Raw genomic sequence first — 24,687 nt, 5'->3', positions numbered from 1 at the left:
CTCAGTTCGTGGTCGTACTGAGCACGTCCGTCGTCAACGTCGCACTGCCACCACTGCGGCACGGCGTCGGTCTGTCCGGCACGGGGAGGTCCTGGGTCGTCAACGCCCACGGCCTCGCCTTCGGGGCGCTGCTGCTCCTCGGGGGCCGGGCCGCCGACCTGGCCGATGCCCGCCGTGTCCTCGTCGCGGGCTGGTCCTGTTCGCCGCCGCCTCGGTGGCCGCTGGGCTGGCCGGCTCCGCCTGGTTGCTGATCGGCGCCCGTGCCGCCCAGGGCGTGGGTGCTGCCGCGGTGGCACCCGCCGCACTGGCCCTGGTCGTCCGGATCTTCCCGGCCGACGGCGAACGTGCCGGTGCCCTGGGGCTGTGAGGCGCGGTCTCCGGGGCCGGCGGTGCGGCCGGGGTGTTGCTCGGAGGTCTGCTGACCGAGGCGTTCGGGTGGCCCTGGATCTTCCACGTCTGCGCGCTCGGGGCGGCCCTCGCCCTGGCCGCCGCCCTCCGCCTGGTCCCCGCCGATTCCGGTGGTCCACGCGGCGGCCCCGACGGTCCGCGTATCGACGTGTTCGGCGCGCTGTCCGTCACCGCTGCGATCGTCGCCCTCGTCCACGCTCTGACCACCGCCCGCACTTCCGGCCTGGGTCGACCCGTTCGTCCTCGGTCCGCTGCTTGCCGCCGGATTGTTGCTCCTGCTCTTCCTGCGAGCCGAACGCCGCCACCCGGCCCCGCTGTTGCCGCCCCGGCTGTCGGCCCAGGGGCTCGTCGCCCCGGCCAATCTTGTGATGGCCCTGCTCGGCGCCGTGTGGGTCGGGCTGTTCTTCTTCCTCCCGCTGCTTCAGCAACAGGTGCTCGGTGCCGGCCCCTTGGCCGCCGGCCTGGCGCAACTCCCGCTCGCGGCCGCCCACGTGCTCGGTTCCACTCTCGCCCCGCGCCTGGCCCGTCGGCTGGGCCCGCACCCCGCCCTGGCCGTCGGGCTTCTCGCCCAGGCCGCCGGACTGCTCTGGCTGGCCCTCCTGGCCGCACCGGGCACCACCCTGGCTGGACTGACCGGTCCGACGGCACTCATCGGGCTCGGCCTCGGTATCGCCTTCGTCCAGCTCACCGCAGCGGCGGTCAGCGGTGTCCGGCCGGTGGACTCCGGAGTAGCCGGCGGGCTGGTCAACACTACCCGCCAGCTCGGCGGCGCCGTGGGCCGGGCCCTGCTCGGCACCCTCGCCAGCGCCGTCACCTCCACCGATGGGCCCGCGATGCTCGCCGACGGCTACCGTGCGGCCTTCCTCCTGGCCGCCTCAGTCGCCGCCGCGGCGGCCGCCCTCACGCCTGTGCTTTCCCGCCGCGCCCTCGCCGGACCTACCCCGGCCATGGACAGCACCACCACCGACACCAACGACTCCACGGAAGGAGCCCACCGATGAACCCCACAACCTCGACCCCCTGCACCATCGACGAGTCCGCCAAAGCCGTCGTCCGGCTCGCCGCGACCGTCCCCGCCCCCATGGTCCGCCTCTGGGCCCCGTGCACCGTCGTCGCGGCCTGGCCCGACCGGAACCCGACATCACCCTGACCGAGTCGGCCCGCTCGCGGCCGGGGCTGTCTTCTGCTGCACACCCACTCCCTCGACATCACGTCCACCGTCCTGGAACGGAGCACCCGTCGAAGCCGAGCCCGAGGCGTTCGGCCAGGCCCTCCGACAATCCCTGGAGCGCTGTTTGAGTGCCCTGAAGTCCGCGGCAGAACGCCACTGACCGTCCCGCCGCCCTTGCTTGCCCACCCATCTCGACTTGAATGGCAGAAAGGACTGTTGGCATGACCGCCAAGCCCTACCTCACCGGCCACTACACCCCGGTCGCCGACGAGATCACCGTCACCGGCCTCACCGTCGAGGGCACCCTGCCGCCCGAGCTGACCGGCCGTCTGATCCGCAACAGCCACAACCCCAAGCCCGGCGTCACCCCCACCCACTGGTTCAAGGGCAGCGGCATGGTCCACGGCATCCGGCTGCGCGACGGCCGCGCCGAGTGGTACCGCAACCGCTGGGTCCACACCCCCGCCCTGGACGGCGCCCCCTACATGACCGAGGACGGCCCCGACCTGACCGCCAGCACCGCCGGCACCCACGTCATCGAACACGGCGGCCGCCTCCTCGCCCTGTGCGAGTCCGCCCTGCCCTTCGAGCTGACCCCCGAGCTGGAGACCGTCGGCGCCTTCGACTTCGACGGCAAGCTCACCTCCGCCATGACCGCCCACCCCAAGCAGGACCCGGTCACCGGCGAGCTGCACTTCTTCGCCTCCTCGCCCTTCCCGCCGTATTTGATCCACCACGTCGCCTCCCCCGACGGCCAGGTCCTCGACAGCCAGGAGGTGCCCGGTGCGAGCGCGGCGCTCAAGCACGACTTCGCCATCACCGAGCAGTACGTCGTGTTCCTGGAGGGCTCGGTCACCTTCGACATGGCCGAGCACTCCGGCATCCCCTACGCCTGGAGCGACGCACAGCCATCCCGAATCGGCGTCCTGCCGCGCGGCACGGGCGGCGCGGCGAAGGTCCGCTGGTTCGACATCGCACCGGGGTACGCGATGCACTTGGCCAACGCCTACGAAGACGCCCTCGGGCGGATCGTCGTCGAGGGCCCGGCCGTGGGCCGCGACGGCTGGCAGCGCTCCTGGAACTGGTGGACCGGCGCCCCCGGCCGGGGGGCCGAGCCCACCTCGCAGTCACGTGCGCGACGCTGGACGGTCGACCTCGCAGCCGGAAACGTCCGCGAAGAGACCATCGACGACCTCACCGTGGAGTTCCCGACCATCAACGAGGCTTACACCGGACGCGAACACCGCTACCAGTACGCCCTGTCCTTCCCCGACGAGCAGGGCATCGGTAACCACACCTCGTCAAGTACGACCGACGCACCCAAGGCCGCCAGTTGCTTCCCGTCGGCAACGGCCAACTCCCCAGCGAGGCCGTCTTCGCACCGGCCGAGGACGCCGCCGACGAGGACGCCGGCTACCTCCTGACCGTCGTCAGCGACCTCAACTCCGACGGCTCGCGTCTCCTCGTCCTCGACGCCTCGGACCTGTCCCTGCCGCCGGTCGCCACGGTCCTTCTTCCGCGCCGCGTCCCGGCCATGATCCACGGCTCCTGGATCGCGGACGCCGCCAACTGACTGCGGACGACCCTGTCGCCGCCCGAGAACGCGGAGCGCTGCCCTCCTGCAACCGCCGCCTCCAGCGGGTCTTCTGCACCTCAGCGTTGTTCCGCGTCCGGCACTGCGAGGAGTCCCGCCGGTACTACGAACGCAAACGCGCAGAGGGCAAGCTCCACATCCGAGCCGTGCTCGCTCTTGCCCGCCGTCGAGTCGACGTTGTCTGGGCCCTCCGTCGCGACGGACGGTGCTACGAACCCACGCTGCCCGTCGCTCTCGTGGTTTGACAGACGCCATGTGGAATCAGTCAGCCGTCCGCGGCAAGGCGGTCGAGCCATTCGCTGAGGAGGTGTTGCTCCGCGCTGCTGAGCGTTGTCTGGCCGGGCAGGAGGGCCTGCAAGGTTCGGACGGCGTCGGCGAGGCCCGCCTCTTGCACCACGGGTCTTTCGTGGCTGACGGCGGCGACCATGGATTCGCGCAGTGTGGTGAGCAGGGCCGGGTCGCGTTGGTCCTCGGGTAGCGACAGCCAGGTGAGTACGGCGCCGCGCGCGGTCGCGTGGATGAGGGCCGCCGCGAGCTTCTCGTCGACGCGGAGCCAGCCGCCGGCGGCGAGGCGGCGGATGCGCCCCAGCAGGATCTGCATGCCGGCCTGGAAGGCAGCCGATGTCGTGCCGCGTCGGGGGTCGCTGTACATCAGCGCGTACAGCTCGGGGTTGGCGAGCCCGAACTCGACGGCGAGGTCCCAGCCCGCACGCAGATCTTCTACCGGGTCCTGAGGGCGGGTGTCCCTGTGCTTTGCCGCGAGGAAGCTGGCGTAGCCGTGCTCCACCACTGCCTCGAGGAGCCCGTCCTTGTCGCCGAACAAGCGATAGATCGCAGGGGGCTGCGTCCCGGCGGCCGCCGCGACCGCCCGGGTGGTCACCGCGTCGCGGCCCTCGCGCGCGAGCAGGTCCGCCGCTGCCTCAACCACCCGCTGCCGGGTGACCTCACGGACGTCGGCTGCAGTCTCCGACGCGGCGAGGGGAATGGCCTCGTTCTTCGCTCCCTCAGACATGAATCAATGATAGCGGCCACTTGCTTCCAGTGATGCTATCGCTGTTATCGTAATTCGAGTATCACCGGAAAACAGTCAGAGATGAGGAGCGCACTATGCCTGAGAAGCTGCGCATCGTAGGCATCGAGGAGCACGTGGCCCTGCCGGTGCTGCTCGATGCTTGGACGCGGGCAGGGGTGCCGCAGACCCCGCAACTCGGCTACGGCGACGAGCCGATAGCGCAGCGGCTGCGCGACGTCGGCGACCGCCGCCTGGCCGACATGGACGATCAAGGCGTCGACGTCGCCGTGCTGTCGCTGGCCACACCCGGCGTGCAGAACCTGACTGCGACGGACGCCGTGAGCGTGGCGCGCGAGGCGAACGACGCACTCGCCGAAGCCGTCGACGCCCACCCCGACCGATTCCAGGCGCTCGCGGCCGTCCCGACGCCGGCACCCGAAGCCGCCGCCGCGGAGTTGGAGCGCGCGGTCACCCGGCTCGGCTTCCGCGGCGCGATGCTGTACGGGCGCACCGGTGATAAGCCGGCCGACGCGCCGGAGTTCGACGACCTCTACGCCACCGCCGAACGGCTCCGCGTACCGCTGCACTTCCACCCGCAGACCCCTGTGAACGCGGTCCAAGAGGCGTACTACTCGAATCTGCCCAACGGAGTCGGCCGCGCGCTCGCGACCGCCGGCCTGGGCTGGTACTACGACCTGGGCGTGCAGTACCTGAGGATGATCTTCTCCGGGGTGTTCGACCGCCACCCCGGACTGCAGGTGATCGCGGGGCACTGGGGCGAGGTCGTCCTGTTCTACCTCGACCACATCGGTGTCCTGCAGGACATGGCGAAGCTGGAGCGGCCCCTGGCCGAATACTTCCGCCAGAACTTCTGGGTGGCGGGCAGCGGCACGGTCAGCGAGCGCTACCTGCGGTGGACAGCTGAGGTCGTCGGAACCGAGCGGATGCTGTACTCCACCGACTACCCCTACACCTTCGGAACGCGGCCCGGCGGCTTCCCCTTCCTCGACACCAGCCGCTCAGTCGCCCGGTCGTTCCTGGAGCAAGCACCGTTCACCGAGGAGGAAAGGGCCGCCATCGGGTCCGGCAACTGGGAGCGGCTGACCGGGCACAGCGCCACCACGCCCGGCAGCAGCCGATCCGCAGACGACCACAGCGACAGCACCTCGGGCAGTCAGCGATAGCACAGACGTCCGGCCCGAAGCCGGTCAGCGGGCGGAAGGCCCGCTCCAGCACGGGCTCGCGGCGGGCTGGGCGGTGCCGGGACCCTGGAGGGCCTCTTGGGGGTGCCTTGGCTGTCGTAGTGATCGTCAACGCCCGCGGTCACGCGGATCACACCGGACAGTCACCTTTGCGGCCGGCCCTGTCTCCCCGGGACCGGCACTCGACGAACAACCAGATGACGTTGTGAACCCCTCTCCACGCGGGCCGCGTTCAGCGGCCCGCCCGTTCATGAACCGCGAGCCGGTGACCTGTCCCCGGCCCTGCGGTGACCTCTGTCAGACAGAATCCCGGAGGAACAGTGGCGACAACCCCTTGTCGTGTGCCGTCCGCCCGACGCAGACCTCTAGGCGTGGCGATCGTCTTAGCCGTCCTGACGGTGTCCGTGTGCCTGGGCATCGTCCGACCCGCCGAGGCGGTGGCGTCCACTGCCGCCCAGCGGCAAGCCGTCGCCCGCTGGTGGGCGCCGGTGCACTTCCAGGACGTCGACACCAGCGGTGAGACCTCGGAGGGCGGCAAGTCCGACCATCTCGCCGCCTACGACTTCGACGGCGACCTCAACGGCCGCAACAACTGGGAGAACATCACCGAGTCCCCGCTGGCGGCGAACGTCTACTACTCGGTGGTCGAGACCGAGGGCTACTGGTATCTGCTCTACACGTTCTTCCACCCGCGTGACTGGGCGGACGCGGCGCTCGACAACCCCCAGGAGGACCTCACCGAGCACGAGAACGACGCCGAGGGCGTGCTCGTGGTCGTAGAGCGCGGCGGCCCCGAACACGGCGCGCTCAAGGCCGCCATCACCGTGTCCCACAGCCACTTCCACTCCTACGTGCCCGAAGACGGCACATGGTCCAGCGAGGGCCTCGACGGCACGCTCCCCTGATGAGCAGCCCGCACACGGATGGCCACCAGCGCCCGTGGACCGCCCAGCAGGCCGGCACTCACGCCGCGTGGGCCGCCACCGATCTGTCCAGCCTGCGGGAGGAGTACACCCACGGCGACGGGATCCTGTACTACCCCGGCAGCACCGCCGAGGTGCCCGAAGACTCCAACGACCGGGACGTGCAGTACGCCGTGACCGACGTCTTCGCCCCGCGCGGCATGTGGGACAGCCGCAACCTGACGTCGTTGTTCGCCACACCGGACAACTTCGCCGGGGACGACAGTGGCAACCCCAACGGCGCCGCCTGCGGCGAAGGCGGAGTTGCGGGTCCCGCGGACGGCGAGTGCGGGACCGACTCGGCCAATCCGCCGTGGGCCTGGGACGATCAGGACGACAGGCCCGGCAAGGGCTACATCGCCACCAACCTGGCCGAGCTGGTGTTCCGCTACTTCAACTGGAACGGCAAGCCCGCCTCGCCCGACCTCGACTACACCTGGAACCGGTAGAACGGCATCACTCCGCCCTACCCGGACGACCCGCCGGAGTCGTCGCCGATGGGCAAGGTGCTGGTCGTCCGTGACTCGATCAGCAACGGGTTCGAGGGCGACCACACCTGGCGGTATCGGCTGTGGGAGTGGACCCGGAGCCAGAACGTGTCCGCCACCTTCGTCGGACCGTTGACCGGGACCAGCAAGCCCGAGGACCCTCACCCGCCCGTGCCGCCTCCCCTGCAGGGGAAGCCAGGAGCCCGAGGCGTCGGAGCCGGATCCGGACCGGTTCACGGGGGCTTATGCCCAAGACGCCGACGTCGGGTTCCTCAACGGTGGCTCGGCGCACTACGCGATGTGGGGCCAGCAGCTGGGCCAGGACGTCAACACCATCAAGTCGGTGATGGACGACCTGAAGTCCAAGGATCAGCTGCCCGATCTGCTCCTGGTCGAGCTGGGCTTCAACGACATCGGGTGGCTCGGCGCCGGCGTCGGCCTGGTCGACACCATGAAGGACTTCGTCGACAACGCCCGGGCCGCCAACCCCAACGTGGCGATCGTGCTGGCCAACGTCCCGCACCGCACCACCCTCGGCGACGCCAACCCCCATCTGCTCCAGCGCACCACCGGCTACAACAAGGCCCTGGCCGAGGCGATCCCCACCTGGGACACCGACGACTCGCCGGTCGTGCTCGCCGACCTCGACGAAGCGTTGGACTGCGACCCGACCGCAACGACGTGCGCCACCACCTACGACGGGCGGTACCCCAACGCGCTGGGCGAGTATCGCATCGCCCAGGCGTTCGCCACCTCCCTGCACGAGGAGTTCGATATCGGCTCATCGGCCCCCGAGGTGCCGGACACCATGCCCACCCGGCAGGTGGGCACCCCCACTGACCTTGAGTTCGACGGCACCCAGCAGGGGGTGACCGTGACCTGGACCCAAGGTCTTCGGCGTCCACCGCTACGACATGCAGTGGCGCGATGTCACCACCGACTTGGACGCCGCCTGGCAGGAGGCCATCCCTGGCGCACCGACCCATCGCTGGGACCTGTCCTGGCAGTTCAACGCCAACCCCACGACGGCCACACCTACGAGGTCAGAGTGCGCGCCATCGCTGGGGACAGCGACGACCTGACGTCACGGTGGTCAGCCCCGGTGAGGGGGTGGCCCACCCGACCACGGCTCCGCCGCCCGCGACCCTCCACGCCGCCGCCGGCGCCGGATCGATCGATGTGGCCTGGACGGCGCCCACCGGGCCACACACCGACTCCATCACCCGCTACGCCTCTGGATCTACGACGAGGACACCCCGCAGGTCCACTCCCGGATCATCGGCTACCCGGCCTCGGCACGCACCGCCCATGTCGACGGGCTGACGCCGGGCCACCACCACCGGATGTTCATGTGCACCTGGAACGCCTCCGGGGAGGGAAAACCCCGCATCGCTGAGGGGACCGTGATACCCCGATAACCGAGCATCACCCGCAACCGTGCGGTGCTCCCGATGTGTAGCAGCGCACCGGGGGCGTCGTCCACCGCGCCCCAATCCCGTCACAGTGGGCCTGTCAAACGAGCGGTGTAACTGGGGTAGTTGGGGTTACTGACGGGCCGCCGATAGGCGGCCATCGAAGGTGATGTCGAAGGCGTTCAGCGCGGTCTTCCAGCGCATGGTCCAGCGGGCCTGGTCCTTCCCGGTGGGATCGAGAGACATGATCGCCATGTAGACGCACTTGAGGGCAGCCTGCTCGTTCGGACAGTGCCCGCGAGCCTTCACTGCTCGCCGGATGCGCGCGTTGACCGACTCGATCGCGTTGGTGGTGCAGACGATGCGGCGGATCTCGGTGTCGAATCGCAGGAACGGGGTGAACTCCTCCCAGGCGTTCTCCCACAGTTTGACGATCGCCGGATACTTCCTGCCCCAGGCGTCGACGAACTCGGCGAACCGCTCCAGGGCGGCCTCTTCGGTCGGAGCTGTGTAGACGGGCTTGAGCAGCTTGGCGATCTTGTCCCAGTCCTGGCGGGCGGCATAGCGGAAGGAGTTCCGCAGCAGGTGCACCACACAGGTCTGCACGATCGTCCTCGGCCAGACCGTCTCCACGGCCTCAGGCAGGCCCTTCAGCCCGTCGCAGACGAGCATCAGCACGTCACTCACGCCGCGGTTCTTGATCTCGGTGAGAATGTGCAGCCAGTGCTTGGCTCCCTCGCCGCCGTCGCCTGCCCACAGGCCCAGGATCTCGCGCCGGCCCTCGGTGGTGACGGCAAGGGCCACATAGATGGGCCGGTCGGCGACGGCGCCGTCGCGGATCTTGACGTGGATGGCGTCGATGAAGACCACCGGATAGACGGCGTCGAGAGGCCGGCTCCGCCATTCGGCCATGCCCTCCAAGACCTTGTCGGTGATGGTGGAGATCGTCTGGCGGGAGACCTCGGCGCCATAGACCTCCGCCAGGTGGGCCTGGACCTCACCGGTGGTCAAACCCTTTGCCGCCAGCGAGATGACCATCTCGTCGACGCCCCGTCAGGCGCTTCTGCCGCTTCTTGACGATCTTCGGTTCGAAGGAGCCGTCCCGGTCGCGGGGCACAGCTATCTCCACCGGGCCGACATCGGTCAGCACGGTCTTGGAGCGTTTGCCGTTGCGGGAGTTGCCGCCGTCCTTGCCCGTCGGATCGTGCTTGTCATAACCGAGGTGGTCGGTGATCTCGCCCTCGAGAGCGGACTCCAGCAGCCGCTTGGTCAGCTGCTGCAGCAGCCCGGCCTCACCGGTCAGCTGCAGGCCCTCGGCCTGGGCCCGGCTTACCAGCTCGTCGCTCAACTGGTCGTCCACGGCCTTCGCCGACACAGCTGCTGCCGACTCGACAGCCTCCTGCGCGGCGACGTTCTCACTGGTCATCGATGCATCTTCCATGATCGGGAGTTACCGAACGTCTTACAGTCCCCTCACAGTTGATTTGGGACGGCTTCGAAGCATCGGCTCACTGCAGTACAGGCTGACCGTGCACTGGTTGTAGTCGCCACGGAAGCGAGAGGCCGTTCCTGCCGGGGCGGCTCGGGGCCTGTGGCGGGAAGGGAGTCGAGGCGTCGTCAGTTGCCCGACAGGGCGCGGTGGAGCAGGACGAGGGTCAGGATACGGACTGGTACGGGGTCCGGTTGCAGCAGGTCGATGCCATCTGGAGCCTGAGTTGCTGGGCTCGTGTCCTACGTAGACCGCGTCATCCGGGTCCGTGATCGGCCCAACCGGCGTCCGAGGACCAACGTAGGGCCACAGATGGCGCGGATCGTGCCAGGTCTGCCGGGGCGGGGGTGCGGGCGGGCATCAGGTGGGGGCCTGGGGCGCGCCACTGGGCTCGACCGGCGCGGACAGCTCAAATGCGGGCTGCGCCGGAACATCCAGCGGGGCCGGCTCGGCCGCGGTAATGGCCCGGTGAGTCAGGCACGGTCCAGCAAATGCCGCTCGTCCGCTTCGGCGACCAGGTCCTCCGACTGGTTGAAGGCCCCCGTCGGCGGCCTGCACAGCCCACAGATGGACGGCTACGCCGTGTTCCTTGGCCGCCATCACCCCAGGCAGGAGGTCACCGTCGCCAGTGATCAGAACGAGGTCACTCGCGGCCTTCCGTCAGCGGCGGGCGACGGCCCGGCAGGGCTGCGGGTCCGGAAGGCGGCCGGTGAAGAACGACCGGGGCGGTACGCCCATCAGCGTGCGGAAATCGGAGGTCATGTGGGACTGGTCGTAGTAGCCGGTGGCGACGGCGAGTTCGGCCCAGGGGTAGGTGACGGCGTGGGACAGCACCGTGCGTACCCGATCGATGCGGGCGTAGTGCTTGGGGGACAGGCCGACCCCCTCGGCGAACAGGTTGCGCAACTGCCGCTCGCTGACGGCGAGTTCGCGGGCCACGTCGCCCACCGGCCGGGGGAGTCGGCCAGTTCTGACCGACATCGCGTCGACACCGGCGCGCACGAGTTCCGTGCGGGAACGGTCGGCGGCGGACGCGAGCCGCTCGGGAAGTACGTCCGCGAGGTGCGCCACCGCCTCCTCCGGGTCCAGCCGCCCCAGTTCGGCGGCCAGCCGGCCCGCGGTGCCGCCGGGCAGGTCGCCCAGGGGAACCGCACGGCCCGCCAGCTCGACCGCCGGCACGCCGAGCAGGGGCCGGGTGCCACCGGGCGCCAGCCGCATCTCGAGGCAGGAGACGAACCGTTTGCCCCGGTGGTACGAGGCACGGGTGCGCGGACCGACGACCAGGGTGCTGCGGCGGCCGTCCTCCCCGAGGCGGAAGATCAGCTTCGTGGTGGCGTCCGGCAGGTGGACGTACGGCTCCGCCGGCTCCGCGCCCACGGGCACGGGACCGATACCCGTGACCCACGGGCGCAGTGCCTCGGGTGTGCGCAGGACCTGCCGGGACATGGTGTTCGTCACCGCTCCACCGTAAGCCGGGCGCACACCCGTCCGGGCCCGTGAACCGTGCCGGAATTTCCAAGAGTCCGGCGCCGTCCGGCGCCCACCGTGGTGGACATGATTCTTGTGACGGGTGCCACCGGCACCATCGGCAGTGAAGTCGTACGGCAGCTCACGGCGCGCGGCGAGAAGGTGCGCGCCCTGACCCGGGATCCGGCGAAGGCCCGCGTGCCCTCGGGCGTGGAGGTGGTACGCGGGGACTACCTCGACCCTGGCTCCTTGGAGGGGGCGTTGTCCGGGGTGACGGCCGCGTTCCTGCTGGGCGCACCCGGCCCGGGCTCGCGGCACGACCAGGCACTGGTGGCGGCGGCCCGCGCGGCGGGCGTTCACCGGCTGGTCAAGCTCTCCGCGATCGCGACGGGCGATCCGGACGTCGGCCCGTCCGGCGAGTGGCATGTGCCCGGTGAGCGGGCGGTGCGGGACAGCGGGGCCGAGTGGACGATCCTGAGGCCCTCGTCGTTCGCCTCGAACACGCTGAGCTGGGCGCAGGCGATCCGGCAGGGTGAGCCGGTGCCGAACATGACCGCTGATGGACCGTCGGGGGTGATCGATCCGCGTGACGTGTCGGAGGTCGCGGCAAGGGTCCTCGTCGACGGCGGCCACGCGGGGCGGACGTACACGCTGACCGGGCCGGAGACGATCAGCGTTCGGAGACAGGCCGCCGACCTCGCCTCGGTCCTCGGCCGGCCGGTCGCCACACGGGAGCTCTCCCCGGAGGAGACACGCGACCATCTGCTCACTGTGTGGGGCTTCGACGACGCACAGGCGGAGGGCATTCTCTCCGGTACCGCCTTCGTGCGCGGAGGCGGCAACGCGGTCGTCACCGAGGACGTCCCGGAGGTGCTGGGGAAGCCGGCACGGACCTACCGGGAGTGGGCGGCGGACCACCGGCAGGCGTTCATCTGACACCGGGAAACCGCACAGGGGCGGCGGGTATCGGCCCCGCCGCCCCGTCCCGGCGCCCGGTTCAGGACCGCCGCTCGCGCAGGACGGCCGCCGCCAGGGCTAGACGAGTAGTTCCGATGTGGCTCAGTGGTCGTAGGCGATCAGTGAGCGGGTGATGGGTGCGCCGATGGTGCGGTTGTGCCAGATCGCGCAGGTCATTGCCAGGATCCGCTGGGCCACGCGGACAGCGACGCCTTCGATGGTGCGGCCGCCGTGTTGTTCCAGGTCGAGCTGGCCCTTGAGGGTGTCGTTGACCGACTCGATCAGCTGGCGGACCGTCTTGAGCAGGGCTTCTCCCGGCCGTGGGGTGCCGCGGTTGCGGTAGGAGGGCCGCAGCAGGGCGATGCCGCGGGCGGCGAGGAAGCGGTCGAGTTCGGCGGCGATGTAGCCCTTGTCTGCCAGGATCAGCAGGCCGGGCCCGGGAGGCGGCCAGGTGCGGTTCGTTGTCGATCAGGGCGGCCAGCACCTGCCGTTCGTCGGTCTTGGGGTCGGCCAGGGCCCAGATGACCGGCAGGCCGGCCGGGGTGCACACCAGATGCAGTTTCAGACCCCAGGAGAAGCGTGAGTGGGAGCGGCAGTAGCCGTAGTTCGCCCATCCGGCCAGGCCGGAGCGTTTGACGGCCTCACGCGAGCGGGCGCACTCGACGGGCGTGGAGTCCACGATCCACACCGGGTCCAGCCACAGGTCGGTGTCCGCGGCCAAGGACCGGATCACTCGTTTGACCAGGCCCAGCGCCGCCCGCAGTCGCTTGTTGTGGGCGGGCCGCTGGGGCAGGTAGGGGAACAGGCCGTGCAGGTAGGAATGGGCGAAGCGCAGCCAGCGGGCCTCGCAGTGGAAGCCCAGCACGGCCTGGGCCACGGCCAGGGTGACCAGTTCCGCGTCGGTCAGCCGGGGCGGTCGGCCACGCCAACGCGAGGTCTTCAAGTGGTCGTCGATGTGCACGTACATTGCGGTTCAAGAGGGTGTCTAACTCGGTCGTCACAACCCGATGTTGGACACCCTCCCTGCGTCCGTGAACCCCGCAATCGGAACTACTCGTCTAGTTGTCGTTCAAGGTCTCCTTCGATCCCCACCCTGCCGTGAACGTCCAGCCCGTCCACGGGTGCTCGCTGGTGGCCGGGGAGAGCAGACCGGCGAGGTTGGCTCCAGCCGCCCCGGACAGGGTGGTACTGCGGCCGACGTACTGCAGACGCCCCTCGGCATCGAGATGCCCCAGCAACAGACTGCGGGGCACGGCGAGGGAGCCGGTGAGCGTCGACGATCGCATCCTGGCCCTCACGCACCTTGTACTTCCGCCACCCGCACAGACGGCTGATACGGGCTGTCGTGCCGTTTGAAGAGCAGCCCTTCCAGGCCGACCGCGGTCCAGGTCAGCCACTCGGTGACCGTGTCACGGTCGGTGGTCGACGGGCACAGCGCCCACGGCGCCGTCAGCTGGCGCTCGGTGAACAGCATCTCCAATGCCGCATGGCGCCGCTGGTACGGCCACGCGGTGGTGTCCTGGCCCGCCAGCCGCAGCATGTCGAGGGCCACGAAGTGGGCGGGCCACTGCCCGGCGAGCCGGTCCGCTGTGGCAGCACGCCGCTGCAGCCGCTCCTGCAGGCGCTCGAACGCCAGCCGCCCGGCCTCCCACACCACCAGCTCCCCGACTACCGGCCCGACCACGGCAGGTCAGCGCATTACAACTCCTCGCCGGGGGCTGTGTGCTGAGCTCTTGGCGCACGTCAGGCAGCACAGCCGGGGCTGCCCGGATCCCGTGTCGTACGGTCTGATGTCGCGGCCGTCCACCGTCTGCAACAGATCTCACCGAACCCGGCGGTGCCGCCGGCACGGCCGAAAGATCTGAACCAAATACCGGGAATCAGGCCGCGACGAGCTCCTGCTCGCGGTCCGGCGTCTTGACCTTGGGCTTCTTGTTCGGCAGCGAGAGCCGGAAGACCTTGCGCCACGCGGAGAACACCTGCTTGGGCAGCGGCCCGGTGACGTACTCCAGCTCGTACTTTTCGAACAGCGCGCGGACCTTCACCGCGACCTCGGCGTACCGGTTGCTCGGCAGGTCCGGGAACAGGTGGTGCTCGATCTGGTGCGAGAGGTTGCCGGTCATGAAGTGCATGGCCTTGCTGCCGCTGATGTTTGCCGAGCCCATCATCTGGCGCAGGTACCACTGGCCGCGCGTCTCGCCCTTGATCGACCGGCGCTCGAAGACCTGTACGCCCTCGGGGAAGTGCCCGCACATGATCACCGAGTGGGACCAGATGTTGCGGACCAGGTTCGCGGTGAACGTGGCGGCGAGCGTGGGGAGGAAGGACGGGCCCGACAGCAGCGGGTGGATCACGTAGTCCTTGAGTACCTGCTTGCGGATCTTGCGGCCCACGGCCTTGGCCCGCGCGCGGAACTCCGGGTTGTTGCGGCGGCGCTTGTGCAGGTTCTTGCCGAGTTCCAGGTCGTACGCTGCGATGCCGTACTCGAAGAAGCAGGCGTTGATGAAGTTCCACAGCGGCTGGCCGAGGTGGAACGGGTGCCACTTCTGGTCCTCGTCGACGCGCATGATGCCGTAGCCGAGGTCGTTGTCCTTGCCGATCACGTTGGTGTACGTGTGGTGCAGCTCGTTGTGCGAGTGCTTCCACTGGTCGGACGGCGAGACGTGATCCCACTCCCAGGTGGTGGAGTGGATCTTCGGGTCTCGCATCCAGTCCCACTGGCCGTGCAGGACGTTGTGGCCGATCTCCATGTTGTCCATGATCTTCGCCACGGACAGACCGGCGGTGCCGAGCAGCCACGCGGGCGGGAAGATCGAGAACAGCAGTACGCCCCTGCTGACCAGCTCGAGCTTGCGCTGCGCCGCGATGACCTTACGGATGTAGGCGGCGTCTTTCTCGCCGCGGCTGGCGATCACCTCGTCGCGGATCGCGTCCAGCTCGCGGCCGAGCTCCTCGATCTGCTCCGCGGTCAGGTGGGCGGTGGGGTCGATGGCGGTCAAGGTGCTCCTACCGTTCGATGTCGCAGGGGCCCGCTGCGGCGGACACGCAGGTCTGGATGAGGACGCCCGGCTCGGCCTCGGTGATCTCGCCGGTGCGCAGGTCGCGGACGGCGCCCGCCTTGAGCGGCGTGATGCAGCCGAAGCAGATGCCCATGCGGCACCCGGAGGGCATGAGCACGCCGGCCTCCTCGCCGATGTCCAGCAACGGCGTGGCGCCGTCCGCGTCGACGGTCTTGCCGGTGGCGCTGAACGTGACCTCGCCGCCGTCGCCGGCGGCGACGATGCTGGGGCGGAAGCGTTCGGTGTGCAGGCGCTCTGGGACGCCGTGCTCGCTCCAGTGCTTTTCGGCGGCATCGAGCAGGCCCGCGGGCCCGCAGGCCCAGGTCTCGCGCTCGGCCCAGTCGGGCACGAGCTCGTGCAGGCGGGCGATGTCGAGCATGCCGTCGGTGTCGGTGTGCACCTCGGTGAGCCGCAGCTTCTTGTCCGCGACCAGGTCGTGCAGTTCGTTGCGGAAGATCACGTCTTGCGGCCGTGGCGCGCAGTGGACCATGACGACGTCGTCGAACTCGGTGTCGCGCAGCATGCCCATCACAGGCGTGATGCCGCTGCCGGCCGTCAGGTAGAGCACCTTGGCGGGCTTGGCCTGCGGCAGCACGAAGTCACCGCTCGCCTGGTCGAGCTGGATCAGAGTGCCCGGTTTCACCCTGCGAACCAGGTGGTTGCTGACCTTGCCGTCCGGGATCGCCTTCACGGTGATCGTGACGCGGCCGTCCGGGCGCTTTGCCGGTGAGGTGAGCGAGTACGCACGCCACAGGCGCACCCCGTCGACGTCGACCCCGATCCGCACGTACTGACCGGCCGTGTGGCCGCGCCAGCCCCGTCCCGGCCTGATCACGATGGTCGCGGCGTCAGGCGTCTCGGGGTGCACGGCCTCGATGCGCCCCCGCAGGTCGGCGCCCGCACGCAACGGGCTGACCAGGTCGAGGTAGTCCGACGGCAGCAGCGGCGTCGTGACCATCTCCAGCAGTTTCCACGCCTTGCTGCGGAGGGCTGTACTTGTCATGGCTTCAGCTTGCTGTGTCTCAGGGCGTAAAGTCCTGACCGCAGGACGTGAATCTGGTCGGCTGAATTGTTCGCAGGGAATAAAAGACATGAGCCATGCAATGCGGAGGGTCAGCGAGCTGGCTCTGGATGAGACGACGGTCACCGCACTTCGGGCCGCGCTGAAGACCACCGCCGACGAGGTCGTCCAGGCGATCATCGACGAGGTCCCTTCCTACGCCAACGCCCTCTCGGGCCACATGGGTGCCACCATCCGCCGAGCCGTCCGCACGGCACTGGGGCACTACCTGGACCTCGCGAGCGGGAACGCCACAGGCGGCGACGCCGGTGACGCAGCCTACGAGCTGGGCCGCGGCGAGGTCCGGGACGGCCGTTCGATGGACGCCCTGCTCAGCGCCTACCGCGTCGGTGCCCGCGTGGCCTGGCGATGCCTGGCAGCGGGAGCCGTACCCGCAGGTCTGCCCGCCGCCGAGGTCGCCAAGTTCGCCGAGCTGACCTTCGCCTACATCGACGAGCTCTCCGCCGCGAGCGCCGCGGGCCACGCCGACGAACTGGCCGCCCGGGGCAGGGCCCACGAGCGCCACCTGGAACACCTGGCCCGCGAAATCCTCGCCGGCGCGAGCCCGGACGTGCTGCTGGCCTCTGCTCAACGAGCCGGGTGGCAGCCTCCGGCTTCGCTGACCGCGGTCCTGCTGCCCGCCGCCCAGGCCCGGCCTGCCTACCGCGCGCTCGACCCGAGCACCCTCGTCCTCGACGATCTGCCGGACGCCACCGGTGTGCTGCTCGTCCCCGACGCCGACCGGTCACATCTCTTGCGGCGGCTGACCGACCGCACCGCCGTGGTCGGCCCGGCCCGGCCATGGACTCGTGCGTCCGCCTCGTACGCGCGAGCCGTACGCGCGCGCTCCCTCTCCTCCGACATTCGCGACACCGAGGACCACCTGCCCGAACTGGTGCTGAGCGCCGACGTGGACGCGTTCGCGGACTTGCGTGCCCGAGCCCTCGCACCGTTGCGGACCTTGCCTGTCGGGACCGCACGGCGGCTGGAGGAGACGCTGCGGGCGTGGCTGCTGCACCAGGGCAGGCGGGACGAGGTGGCGGCGGCGTTGTTCGTCCATCCCCAGACGGTCCGGTACCGGATGTCGCAGCTGCGGGAGCTGTTTCCGGATCTCGCATCGCCGGACCGGGTCCTTGAACTGACCCTGGCGGTCGGTCTTCGGGCCGGCTGACGCGTAATTTCGACCGTCCACGATCACGTCCACGACCGCGTCCGCGAGCGGTCCAGGAATCGTGCCTCGTTCTCGATGCCATCAGCCGGCTCATGCGGCCCGGGGAAGAGCTGCCGACGATCCCCCTGCCTACCTGATCGTATGCACTGTCTGTCCGGCAGGCCCGACGCTCTGAGCATGCCCGGAGCTGACTGCCCACCCTGTGTGGTCCGCCTACTGGCTGCGTTGACCGCTGCTGGGCACGGTGGCAAGGTCGCCCTGGTGGTCGCCATGGGGTCGGACGCTGAGCCGGCGCAACCTGACCGATACCGGCAGATGCGCGACGAACACAGCGCGCCTGAGCGCCGCTTGGGGCAGTTCAGTGCCAAGCGGGTCCTGGTCAGGCTGCCGGGGCGGTCAGGACGGCCTTGGCTGCCAGCCGGAGTTTCCTGATCATCGGATTCGGGTCGCCCTTGCGGCTGACCAGGACGACCCGGCTCGGCGGAGCGCCCTCGACGGGGACGGTGACGAGGTCGGGACGCAGTGAGCTACGCCGATCGCCGACCGGTAGCACGGCGATCGCCCTGCCGCTCGCGACGAGTTCAAGCTTGTCCTCGTAGCTCTCGATCGGCGGCACGCCGGTCCCGAGGATGCGGTAGGAAGTCCAGTCCGCGGTCTCGAACGCGCACGGCGCCACCTCCTCGCCGGCCAGTTCTTCCGCGGTCACCGATATGCGGTCGGCCAAGGGATGGCCGCGCGGGACCACGAGCATCCGGGGCTCCTCGTACAGCGGCGTGGTGAACACGTCGTCGGCGGCGAGCGGCAGCGGGGCCCGGGCGATCAGGGCGTCGACGCGCTTGTCGGACAGCGCCCCGACGTCGCGGCAGCTCAGGTACCGGGTGGCGATCCCGGCGTTCGGGTGACGGCGGCGCAGTTCCCGTACGGCGGCAGTGATCACCAAGTCCTCGACGTAGCCGATGGCGATTCGTTCGGTCTCGGCTTGTTCACGCACGGCCAACTCGGCCTGGCGGGCGGCCTGCAGCAGGGCTTGGGCACGGGGGAGGAACCTCTGGCCGGCCGGAGTGAGCCGGGTGCCTTTGGGGTCGCGGTCCAGCAGTCGTGCGCCGAGATACTTCTCGAGCCGTTGGATCTGGCGGCTCAGCGCCGGCTGGGCCACGTGCAGGTCGGCGGCGGCCCGGCCGAAGTGCTGGTGCGCCGCCACCACGGTGAAGTAGCGCACGAGCCGCAGCTCCAGGTCCTGTCCGAGATCGTTCACCCTTGCAGGGTACGCGTCATGCCGTTTCGGAATGACCGGTTGCCGAACCGGTCTTGGACGGCCATGCCGTCCGGGGCCTTGACTGAAGGAGCAACGTTTCCCCAGCGAAAGCGACAGGCGCGATGAAGGCGATCCAGTTCCACGAAGCGGGCGGGCCGGAAGTTTTGCAGTATGACGAGGTGCCGGTTCCCGAGATCGGCCCGGGCGAGGTACTCGTCCGGGTGCACGCGGCGGGCATCAACCCGCCGGACTGGTACCTGCGTGAGGGGATGAAGGTCATGCCGGCCGAGATGAGGCCGGCGCTGGAGTTCCCCCTGATCCCCGGAACGGACATGTCGGGCGTCGTCCAGGCGGTCGCTCCGGACGTGCTGGGGTTCGCCGCCGGTGACGAGGTCTTCGGCATGCTGCGGTTCCCCGGATTCGACGGCCGGACATACGCCGAGTACGTGGCCGCGCCGGCTTCGGACCTGGCTCACAAGCCGGCCGGTATCGACCACGTGCAGGCGGCCGGGGCGCCGATGGCCGTGCTTACGGCCTGGCAGTACTTGGTTGATCTCGGCCACGATGTGCCGTCTCCTTTCACCGGCCGGGTGCACCGGCCGGTGTTGATCACGCCAGGGATGACCGTGCTGGTCAACGGGGCCGCCGGTGGAGTGGGCCACTTCGCGGTGCAGCTGGCGAAATGGAAGGGGGCACACGTCATCGCGGTGGCCTCGGGTCGGCACGAGCAGTTTCTGCGCAAGCTCGGCGCCGATGAGTTCATCGACTACACCAAGGCGCAGGCCGCGGACGTGGTCAGCGATGTCGACCTGGTGATCGACACCGTCGGTGGCCCGGACAGTTCACGCTTCCTGACTGTGCTCAAGCGCGGCGGCACCATGCTTCCGGTGTTCTTCGCCCAGTACGACCCGGAAGAGACGGCGAGTCTGGGCATCACGGTCTCGAACATTCAGGTGCGTTCCAACGGCCCCCAACTCGCCGAGATCGGGCGGCTGTTCGACGAGGGCAAACTCCAGGTTGGGGTGGACAGCACCTACCCGCTTTCCGAAGCGGGCAGCGCACACACGCGAGCCGCGCAGGGCCACATCCAAGGCAAGATCGTGTTGACGGTGGTTTCGTGATCGGCGGCTGCAGCAGGCGGTGGCGAAGTACGCCCGCGCCTTGGACGAGCTGAACAACGTCGTGGTCACGACGACGGACGCCGCCACCGCTGAGGTGCGGTCCTATCTGGCGCAGACGAGAACACCGGCGAGAGCATCCAGATGATCTCGACCGGGGTCTACACGCTCGGCCCGGCCGGTCCGGCCGTGCGTGGCGGATCGCCGAGCTCACCCTGACGCTGGACAACGCCTTTTAGTGCGGGGCCAGGTGTATTGACCCGCAGCGGCGCGGTCGCTCGGCACGTCGCCGAACGCGGCGGAGATCTGCTTCAACGTCAGCAGCCAGGAGACCGTCTCAAGACGTTCGTGTCCTGCATTCACGGCGAACTCGTGCTTCGTGACCGGCGTTCAGGTTCGTCGTGTACGCCTACCGCCGGGGGCTGGTGACTTGATGCGGGTCCGCACGGCGGCCGGCCGTGCGGCATCGAGGTGGTCGTGTGGACGTATGGGTGAAGGGGGCCGGACGACGCCGACTACGACGACGCTCCGCCCACGGCCAGCGCGGTTCGCGCCAGCCCGCGCAGCCAGGCGTGGGCGTGGTCGGTGTCGTAGCGCTGATGCCACGACAGGTATACCGGTGCCGAGGGCAGTTCGAGCGGGAGGGGGAGCACGACCAAGCCGAGGTCGGCGATCGCTGACCGTGTGGTGGCTTCGGGGACGCTGATCACGAGATCGGAGCCGCGCGCGAACTCCAGCGCGGCTGCTTCCGTGGGCGCGGTCGCCACCACGCGGCGGGTGAGGCTGAGCCGCGCGAGGGCGTCGTCGAGGGCATTGCTGAGGTTTCCACGTCGCGAGACGGTGACGTGCTCAGCGGCGGCGTACCGCTTTGCGGTGACGGTCCTGACGCGGGTGAGGGGGTGGCCCTGCCTCACGACGATGACGAGGCGGGTCTCGCCCACGTTCTCGGCGCGGATGTCCGGTGCGCTCGGGCGGTTGGCGTTCGCCTCCAGGTCGACCTCGCCGCGCCGCAACTCGGGGGTGTCGATGCTCGATTCCGCGACAAAGCGCAATCGCACGCCCGGCGCCTGTTCGCGCACGGCCGCGAGCAGTGCGGGGCCGCTCAAGGCGACCAGGGAATCGTGCCAGCGGAGTGTGAAAGTGCGCTCCAACGTTGCCAGATCGAGTTCACGGCTCGGTGCCAGCACCCCCTGGACCTGGTGCAGCAGCTCGTGCACCTGTTCCCGGACGGCGATCGCATACGGCGTCGGGGTCATCGTGCGGCCGGTGCGCACCAGGATCTGATCCCCGGTCGTGCGTCGGATTCGGCCCAGACTCCGGCTCATCGCGGGGGCGGTGACGTGCAGGCGCGCGGCCGCCCCCGCCACACTTCCCTCCTCCAGCAGCGCGTCGAGCGCGGTGAGCAGGTTCAAATCCAATTGCATGTGAGTAATCCTAGCCGTGCTTTACATGCATTTGAAGTTAATCATGCGGCTCTATACCTTCGAGACCAGAGCGCTGAACAGCGCGCACAGTTCGGCCCGAACGGCCCCATCACCTCCTTCTCAAAAGGAAATTCGCCATGTCCGAAGTGCTTCAGACCCCTGATGTCGCCGCCTCCGACGCCGACCTGCTCGGCCAGACCGCGATCGCCGTGCGCGCGGCCGGTTCGGCGCTGCGCGAGCGCTTCGGCGAGGTGGTCCGCTACCAGAGCCGCGAAGAGCTGATGCGCGCGCTCGCCGCCAACGACGACACGGCCCTCGACATCCTGCGTCCCCGCCTCACGCGCCTGCGCCCGGACGCCGGCTGGGTGGAGGACGAACTGGACGGCGGGGCGCTGCCGCCCGGCGAATGGTGGGTCGTTGATCCGGCCGAAGGGAACGTCAACCACCTGCACGCCCTGCCGGAGTGGGCGGTGACCGCGACCCTCGTGCGCGAGAACCAGCCGGTGCTCACCGCGGTCCACCTGCCGTTGACCGGCGAGACCTACACCGCGCTCACCGGCGCGGGCGCCCACCTCGACGGCCGGCCGCTGCACGTCTCCCAGACCGCGGACCTCGGCCTGAGCATCGTGGCCACCAGCCAGGCCCGGCCGGACGAGGACGAGAAGGTCGTGCGGCGCGTCGGCTCCTCGATCACCGCGATGCTTTTCGACGCGCTCGTCGTCCGCACTGCCGTGCCCGCAACCTTGCACCTGCTGAACGTGGCCGCCGGCCGGATCGACGCCTTTTGGCAGTTCGCCGGTGCCCGCGCGGACCTGCTGCCCGGGGCGCTGCTCGTCACCGAGGCCGGCGGACAGATCTCCGACGCCGAGGGCCGCCCCTGGACCCCGCAGAGCGAGAGCTTCCTGGCCGCCGCGCCCGGCGTCCACGCCGAGGCCGTCGCCACGCTCTCACGCTGACCGCGCACCACAACCTGCACGCACGGAAGGACCAGATCATCATGACCACGATCGCAGTTCTCGGAAACGGCCGCGTCGGCGGCAATCTGGCCACAGCCCTCACCCGGGCAGGGCATGAGGTGACCGTGGCGGACCGCGCGCCGGGCGCCGCTGCCGACGCTGCCCGGACAGCCCGGATCGTCATCAACGCCACCCCGGGAGCCGGCTCGCTGGACCGGCTCGTCGCCCTGCGCGAGGAACTGCGCGACAAGATCCTCGTCGACGTCTCCAACGCCACCGTCGACGGACCGGACGGACTGCCCGCCGACCTGATCTACCCCGGCTCAAGCCTCGCCGAGCAACTTCAGGAAGCGCTCCCCGAAACGCGCGTCGTCAAGACACTCAACACCATGCTCTTCCCGGTGATGACCGCGCCGGCCACGCTCACCCAGGCGCCCGACGCCTTCCTCTCCGGCGACGACCCGCAGGCCAAGCAGACCGTCCGTGAACTGCTCATCAACCTCGGCTGGCGCAAGGAGTGGATCACTGATCTCGGCGGGATCCAAACCGCCCGCGCCACCGAGGCCGCAATACTGTTCGTACCGCACGTGATTCGGTCCAGCGGATTCGCGCCCTTCGCGATCTCGGTCGCCCGCTGATCCGCACGCATGTGCACCGCCGGGGCACGGCAGGGCGCAGACTAAGTTCGGCAAGCAGGTGGAAGAGACCGCTGAATCCCTCGCGTTCGGTATCGGCCGGTTTCTGGCCGGGCGCCGCATGGACGGGGTGAAGCGGACCGAGGCGACGTTCTGGCGCTCGGGTACCCGGGTCTTGGCGAAGGTCGAAGGCCGCGTGGGGCGCTCCTCCTGCCGGGCCGGGTGGTAGCGCCTGGTCTTCCGGATCACCTGGCTCGCAGCGGCGGGGGAGGGCGCCTTGCCCCCCGTGATCCGGCTCGGCAGCGTACGGACTGGACGCAGCGGTCCACGCCTGGGACATCGCCCGGGCGACGGGCCGGCCGTCGCCGCTCACGCCCGAGTTGGCCCGCCCCTTAGAGGCAATGCCGTTGCGTTACGGGTCTGCTGGTCTGGGTGGGTGGATCACGACGGCGTCGGTGGCAGTCTGGGTCGGCTGGGGCCAGTGCCGGTGCTCGGCTCTCTTGAGGCGGTAGTTGGACATCTTGCGTTTGACCACGCGGGGCTGGCTGCGGAGTCAGCGCCGTGGCAACAGGTGCGCCAACAGGTCGTCGCGGAGCCGGGATAGCGCCGTGACCAGCTGTTCAGGGGGAAAAGACTCCTGGTGAGGCGGTGACACTGCGGCGGGTGGCGCGCAGGGTGTCGGTGAATGAGAGACGATCGGGATCCGCCCCGCGGGCGGCTGCGGTTCTGCACATCAGCACCCGCAGCGCGTCGTGGACCAGCAGATGTGCACAGATCTGCTGGCGGATGCCGTCCGGGGTCTTGCTGGACAGCACCACCTTCGCTCCCCGCTGGTGTGTCTTGATCTCTCCGAGCACCGACTCGATCTCCCACCGCTGGTGATAGAGCGCGGCCAGTTCCGCACCGGGGTACGCCTGCGCGTCGAGCAGGTCGGTGACCAGCCGAAAGCCGTTTGCTTCGGCGCTGGCCACACCCCGCAGCCGGTAGGCGATCACACGCACCCGCACCGGGTCGCGTTTCTTGGGGGCGGTGCCGGCATGCAGCCGCGACAGCCACGAGCCGTCCGGCAGTCGCTGCTGCACCGGCAGCACCCGGTTCGCCGACACCCGCCACAGCTGATGGGCTCCGGTGGCGGTGAAAGCCCGCCACAGCGGGACGCCGAGGAACTCCCGGTCGGCCAGAACCAGCATGCCCGGGCCCTGCCGAGCGCACCAGGCGGGCCGACAGCGTCAGCTCCCCAGCCCGGCAGCCGTCCAGTTCCGCATCCAGCACCGCATGCGTACCCAACTCCACCAACGCGGCCATCCGCACCTGCGGGAACGCCGCCCTGTCCGGGCCGCGGGTATTGCCCGGGCGCCCGAAGGCCTTCTCGTTCGCCGCACTGTCGGCCGCATCCCAGCACGTGCCGTCCACCGCCACCAGCCGCAGTCCGCGCCAGAACGCTCCTGGCGTCCGCTCGTCGCGGCCAGCGGCCCGGCCGTGGTTGCGAACAGCACCCGCAGCGGCTCCGGGCCCAACCGTTCCCTTGCTCTGAACAGCGAGGACTTGGAGGCATCCGCCACGTCCCACACAGCCCGGCCGACCGCAGGCCCTCGACCAGATGCCGCAGGACCTCCAGATACGGAGCCGGCGAGAACAGCGCCAGACCCAGAACGAAGTAGACGACCAGACGGGCGGGCAGCAGCCTTCTGCGTTGCTCTTCGCGGCCACACGCGGCCACCACCCGGTCCACCAGACCCGGCGGATACACCCAGGTCAACAGCCCAAGACCCGATAACTCCGACACACTCTCAGCCACCGGCACCACCCCCGAGACGGCCCCAGCAGACTACGCCCGCGAACTAACG

General features: G+C 69.7%; 24 protein-coding genes and 5 pseudogenes. 16 read left to right on the top strand and 13 right to left on the bottom strand.

Annotated elements, in window-relative coordinates:
* The first annotated feature begins 8 nt into the window (after positions 1–8).
* From ACQEV2_RS00490 to ACQEV2_RS00460, 7 genes and pseudogenes are all read left to right on the top strand, one after another.
* Entirely contained in the window at positions 9–251 is a 243-nt protein-coding gene (locus ACQEV2_RS00490; protein WP_433034972.1) for a hypothetical protein, read from the top strand.
* On the top strand, positions 245–367 hold the full coding sequence (locus ACQEV2_RS00485; RefSeq protein ID WP_433034969.1) for a hypothetical protein: 123 nt from the start codon (positions 245–247) through the stop codon (positions 365–367). Before ACQEV2_RS00490 ends, ACQEV2_RS00485 begins: the two co-directional genes overlap by 7 nt.
* Before the next feature lie 310 nt (positions 368–677).
* A complete protein-coding gene (locus ACQEV2_RS00480; protein ID WP_433034966.1) occupies positions 678–1,409 on the top strand; it encodes an MFS transporter in 732 nt (243 codons plus the stop codon).
* A complete protein-coding gene (locus tag ACQEV2_RS00475) occupies positions 1,406–1,558 on the top strand; it encodes a hypothetical protein (RefSeq protein WP_433034963.1) in 153 nt (50 codons plus the stop codon). The genes ACQEV2_RS00480 and ACQEV2_RS00475 overlap by 4 nt, the downstream gene beginning before the upstream one ends.
* A 242-nt stretch (positions 1,559–1,800) precedes the next feature.
* Positions 1,801–3,003 carry a carotenoid oxygenase family protein gene (locus ACQEV2_RS00470; protein WP_433034960.1) on the top strand — a complete coding sequence of 401 codons (1,203 nt, stop codon included), beginning with the start codon at positions 1,801–1,803 and terminating at the stop codon, positions 3,001–3,003.
* Positions 2,913–3,152 carry a carotenoid oxygenase family protein gene (locus ACQEV2_RS00465; RefSeq protein ID WP_433034957.1) on the top strand — a complete coding sequence of 80 codons (240 nt, stop codon included), beginning with the start codon at positions 2,913–2,915 and terminating at the stop codon, positions 3,150–3,152. The genes ACQEV2_RS00470 and ACQEV2_RS00465 overlap by 91 nt, the downstream gene beginning before the upstream one ends.
* A gap of 50 nt (positions 3,153–3,202) precedes the next feature.
* Positions 3,203–3,418: pseudogene (locus ACQEV2_RS00460) on the top strand (IS110 family transposase); the annotation flags it as partial.
* A 20-nt stretch (positions 3,419–3,438) separates the two neighbouring features.
* Here the strand turns inward: ACQEV2_RS00460 and ACQEV2_RS00455 are convergent.
* Entirely contained in the window at positions 3,439–4,185 is a 747-nt protein-coding gene (locus tag ACQEV2_RS00455; protein ID WP_433034954.1) for a TetR/AcrR family transcriptional regulator, read from the bottom strand.
* Between the two features lie 95 nt (positions 4,186–4,280).
* Between ACQEV2_RS00455 and ACQEV2_RS00450 the strand changes: the two genes are divergently transcribed.
* The 4 genes from ACQEV2_RS00450 (at position 4,281) to ACQEV2_RS00435 (ending at position 8,233) form a co-directional block, all read left to right on the top strand.
* A complete protein-coding gene (locus ACQEV2_RS00450; RefSeq protein WP_433034951.1) occupies positions 4,281–5,369 on the top strand; it encodes an amidohydrolase family protein in 1,089 nt (362 codons plus the stop codon).
* Positions 5,370–5,758: 389 nt separating this feature from the next.
* Positions 5,759–6,292, top strand: coding sequence for a hypothetical protein (locus ACQEV2_RS00445; protein WP_433034948.1), 534 nt, complete (start codon positions 5,759–5,761; stop codon positions 6,290–6,292).
* On the top strand, positions 6,292–6,798 hold the full coding sequence (locus tag ACQEV2_RS00440; protein WP_433034945.1) for a hypothetical protein: 507 nt from the start codon (positions 6,292–6,294) through the stop codon (positions 6,796–6,798). Before ACQEV2_RS00445 ends, ACQEV2_RS00440 begins: the two co-directional genes overlap by 1 nt.
* Positions 6,799–7,135: 337 nt before the next feature.
* The gene (locus ACQEV2_RS00435) at positions 7,136–8,233 is read left to right on the top strand and encodes a GDSL-type esterase/lipase family protein (RefSeq protein WP_433034942.1); all 1,098 of its coding nucleotides are present in this window, start codon (positions 7,136–7,138) and stop codon (positions 8,231–8,233) included.
* A gap of 148 nt (positions 8,234–8,381) precedes the next feature.
* Here the strand turns inward: ACQEV2_RS00435 and ACQEV2_RS00430 are convergent.
* The 3 genes and pseudogenes from ACQEV2_RS00430 to ACQEV2_RS00420 all read right to left on the bottom strand — a co-directional run bounded on the left by ACQEV2_RS00430 (position 8,382) and on the right by ACQEV2_RS00420 (position 11,196).
* Positions 8,382–9,675: pseudogene (locus ACQEV2_RS00430) on the bottom strand (IS256 family transposase).
* A gap of 325 nt (positions 9,676–10,000) precedes the next feature.
* Positions 10,001–10,395: pseudogene (locus tag ACQEV2_RS00425) on the bottom strand (NYN domain-containing protein); the annotation flags it as partial.
* A 3-nt stretch (positions 10,396–10,398) separates the two neighbouring features.
* Positions 10,399–11,196, bottom strand: a complete 798-nt coding sequence (locus tag ACQEV2_RS00420) for a helix-turn-helix domain-containing protein (protein ID WP_433034939.1) — start codon at positions 11,194–11,196, stop codon at positions 10,399–10,401.
* An 87-nt stretch (positions 11,197–11,283) separates the two neighbouring features.
* Between ACQEV2_RS00420 and ACQEV2_RS00415 the strand changes: the two genes are divergently transcribed.
* Entirely contained in the window at positions 11,284–12,141 is an 858-nt protein-coding gene (locus ACQEV2_RS00415) for an NAD(P)H-binding protein (RefSeq protein ID WP_433034936.1), read from the top strand.
* A 123-nt stretch (positions 12,142–12,264) separates the two neighbouring features.
* On the opposite strand, the pseudogene ACQEV2_RS00410 reads toward ACQEV2_RS00415, so the two are convergent.
* The 5 genes and pseudogenes from ACQEV2_RS00410 to ACQEV2_RS00390 form a co-directional block, all read right to left on the bottom strand.
* A pseudogene (locus ACQEV2_RS00410) lies at positions 12,265–13,163 on the bottom strand (IS982 family transposase).
* A gap of 57 nt (positions 13,164–13,220) precedes the next feature.
* Positions 13,221–13,448 (bottom strand): hypothetical protein, encoded by a 228-nt coding sequence (locus ACQEV2_RS00405; protein ID WP_433034933.1) that lies wholly within the window; start codon positions 13,446–13,448, stop codon positions 13,221–13,223.
* An 8-nt stretch (positions 13,449–13,456) separates the two neighbouring features.
* Positions 13,457–13,846 (bottom strand): ATP-dependent DNA ligase, encoded by a 390-nt coding sequence (locus tag ACQEV2_RS00400; protein ID WP_433034930.1) that lies wholly within the window; start codon positions 13,844–13,846, stop codon positions 13,457–13,459.
* A gap of 196 nt (positions 13,847–14,042) precedes the next feature.
* A complete protein-coding gene (locus tag ACQEV2_RS00395; protein ID WP_433034927.1) occupies positions 14,043–15,161 on the bottom strand; it encodes a fatty acid desaturase family protein in 1,119 nt (372 codons plus the stop codon).
* A gap of 7 nt (positions 15,162–15,168) precedes the next feature.
* The gene (locus ACQEV2_RS00390) at positions 15,169–16,224 is read right to left on the bottom strand and encodes a ferredoxin reductase (RefSeq protein ID WP_433034924.1); all 1,056 of its coding nucleotides are present in this window, start codon (positions 16,222–16,224) and stop codon (positions 15,169–15,171) included.
* An 88-nt stretch (positions 16,225–16,312) separates the two neighbouring features.
* On the opposite strand from ACQEV2_RS00390, the gene ACQEV2_RS00385 reads away from it, so the two are divergent.
* Entirely contained in the window at positions 16,313–17,452 is a 1,140-nt protein-coding gene (locus ACQEV2_RS00385) for a PucR family transcriptional regulator (protein WP_433034921.1), read from the top strand.
* A 379-nt stretch (positions 17,453–17,831) separates the two neighbouring features.
* Here the strand turns inward: ACQEV2_RS00385 and ACQEV2_RS00380 are convergent, their stop codons facing one another.
* A complete protein-coding gene (locus ACQEV2_RS00380; RefSeq protein ID WP_433034918.1) occupies positions 17,832–18,707 on the bottom strand; it encodes a LysR family transcriptional regulator in 876 nt (291 codons plus the stop codon).
* A 122-nt stretch (positions 18,708–18,829) separates the two neighbouring features.
* Between ACQEV2_RS00380 and ACQEV2_RS00375 the strand changes: the two genes are divergently transcribed.
* Positions 18,830–19,828 carry an NADP-dependent oxidoreductase gene (locus tag ACQEV2_RS00375; RefSeq protein WP_433034915.1) on the top strand — a complete coding sequence of 333 codons (999 nt, stop codon included), beginning with the start codon at positions 18,830–18,832 and terminating at the stop codon, positions 19,826–19,828.
* Positions 19,829–20,340: 512 nt separating this feature from the next.
* Here ACQEV2_RS00375 and ACQEV2_RS00370 read toward each other — a convergent pair.
* On the bottom strand, positions 20,341–21,249 hold the full coding sequence (locus ACQEV2_RS00370; RefSeq protein WP_433034912.1) for a LysR family transcriptional regulator: 909 nt from the start codon (positions 21,247–21,249) through the stop codon (positions 20,341–20,343).
* A gap of 137 nt (positions 21,250–21,386) precedes the next feature.
* Here ACQEV2_RS00370 and ACQEV2_RS00365 point away from each other — a divergent pair, with 137 nt between their 5' ends.
* Both ACQEV2_RS00365 and ACQEV2_RS00360 read left to right on the top strand, forming a co-directional pair.
* Positions 21,387–22,205 (top strand): 3'(2'),5'-bisphosphate nucleotidase CysQ, encoded by an 819-nt coding sequence (locus tag ACQEV2_RS00365; RefSeq protein ID WP_433034909.1) that lies wholly within the window; start codon positions 21,387–21,389, stop codon positions 22,203–22,205.
* A 41-nt stretch (positions 22,206–22,246) separates the two neighbouring features.
* Entirely contained in the window at positions 22,247–22,843 is a 597-nt protein-coding gene (locus tag ACQEV2_RS00360) for an NADPH-dependent F420 reductase (protein ID WP_433034906.1), read from the top strand.
* 617 nt (positions 22,844–23,460) lie between these two features.
* Here the strand turns inward: ACQEV2_RS00360 and ACQEV2_RS00355 are convergent.
* Together ACQEV2_RS00355 and ACQEV2_RS00350 are read right to left on the bottom strand one after the other, a co-directional pair.
* Positions 23,461–24,030: a transposase gene (locus ACQEV2_RS00355; RefSeq protein WP_433034903.1), complete on the bottom strand. Its 570-nt coding sequence runs from the start codon at positions 24,028–24,030 to the stop codon at positions 23,461–23,463.
* Positions 24,031–24,449: 419 nt separating this feature from the next.
* A pseudogene (locus ACQEV2_RS00350) lies at positions 24,450–24,560 on the bottom strand (transposase domain-containing protein); the annotation flags it as partial.
* Positions 24,561–24,687 lie beyond the last annotated feature (127 nt).

Origin of the sequence: Streptomyces sp. CA-251387 (assembly GCF_050936625.1) — a bacterium.
Classification (GTDB): Bacteria; Actinomycetota; Actinomycetes; order Streptomycetales; family Streptomycetaceae; genus Streptomyces.
Note: the sequence above shows the minus strand (reverse complement) of the source record. Positions and strands in the feature narration are given on the sequence as shown.

Coding starts and splice junctions, on each gene's coding strand:
- ACQEV2_RS00475 (WP_433034963.1), top strand. CDS start 1,406: ATGAACCCCACAACCTCGACCCCCTGCACCATCGACGAGTCCGCCAAA.
- ACQEV2_RS00470 (WP_433034960.1), top strand. CDS start 1,801: ATGACCGCCAAGCCCTACCTCACCGGCCACTACACCCCGGTCGCCGAC.
- ACQEV2_RS00455 (WP_433034954.1), bottom strand. CDS start 4,185: ATGTCTGAGGGAGCGAAGAACGAGGCCATTCCCCTCGCCGCGTCGGAG.
- ACQEV2_RS00450 (WP_433034951.1), top strand. CDS start 4,281: ATGCCTGAGAAGCTGCGCATCGTAGGCATCGAGGAGCACGTGGCCCTG.
- ACQEV2_RS00440 (WP_433034945.1), top strand. CDS start 6,292: ATGAGCAGCCCGCACACGGATGGCCACCAGCGCCCGTGGACCGCCCAG.
- ACQEV2_RS00435 (WP_433034942.1), top strand. CDS start 7,136: ATGTGGGGCCAGCAGCTGGGCCAGGACGTCAACACCATCAAGTCGGTG.
- ACQEV2_RS00405 (WP_433034933.1), bottom strand. CDS start 13,448: ATGCGATCGTCGACGCTCACCGGCTCCCTCGCCGTGCCCCGCAGTCTG.
- ACQEV2_RS00390 (WP_433034924.1), bottom strand. CDS start 16,224: ATGACAAGTACAGCCCTCCGCAGCAAGGCGTGGAAACTGCTGGAGATG.
- ACQEV2_RS00385 (WP_433034921.1), top strand. CDS start 16,313: ATGAGCCATGCAATGCGGAGGGTCAGCGAGCTGGCTCTGGATGAGACG.
- ACQEV2_RS00375 (WP_433034915.1), top strand. CDS start 18,830: ATGAAGGCGATCCAGTTCCACGAAGCGGGCGGGCCGGAAGTTTTGCAG.
- ACQEV2_RS00370 (WP_433034912.1), bottom strand. CDS start 21,249: ATGCAATTGGATTTGAACCTGCTCACCGCGCTCGACGCGCTGCTGGAG.
- ACQEV2_RS00365 (WP_433034909.1), top strand. CDS start 21,387: ATGTCCGAAGTGCTTCAGACCCCTGATGTCGCCGCCTCCGACGCCGAC.
- ACQEV2_RS00360 (WP_433034906.1), top strand. CDS start 22,247: ATGACCACGATCGCAGTTCTCGGAAACGGCCGCGTCGGCGGCAATCTG.
- ACQEV2_RS00355 (WP_433034903.1), bottom strand. CDS start 24,030: ATGCTGGTTCTGGCCGACCGGGAGTTCCTCGGCGTCCCGCTGTGGCGG.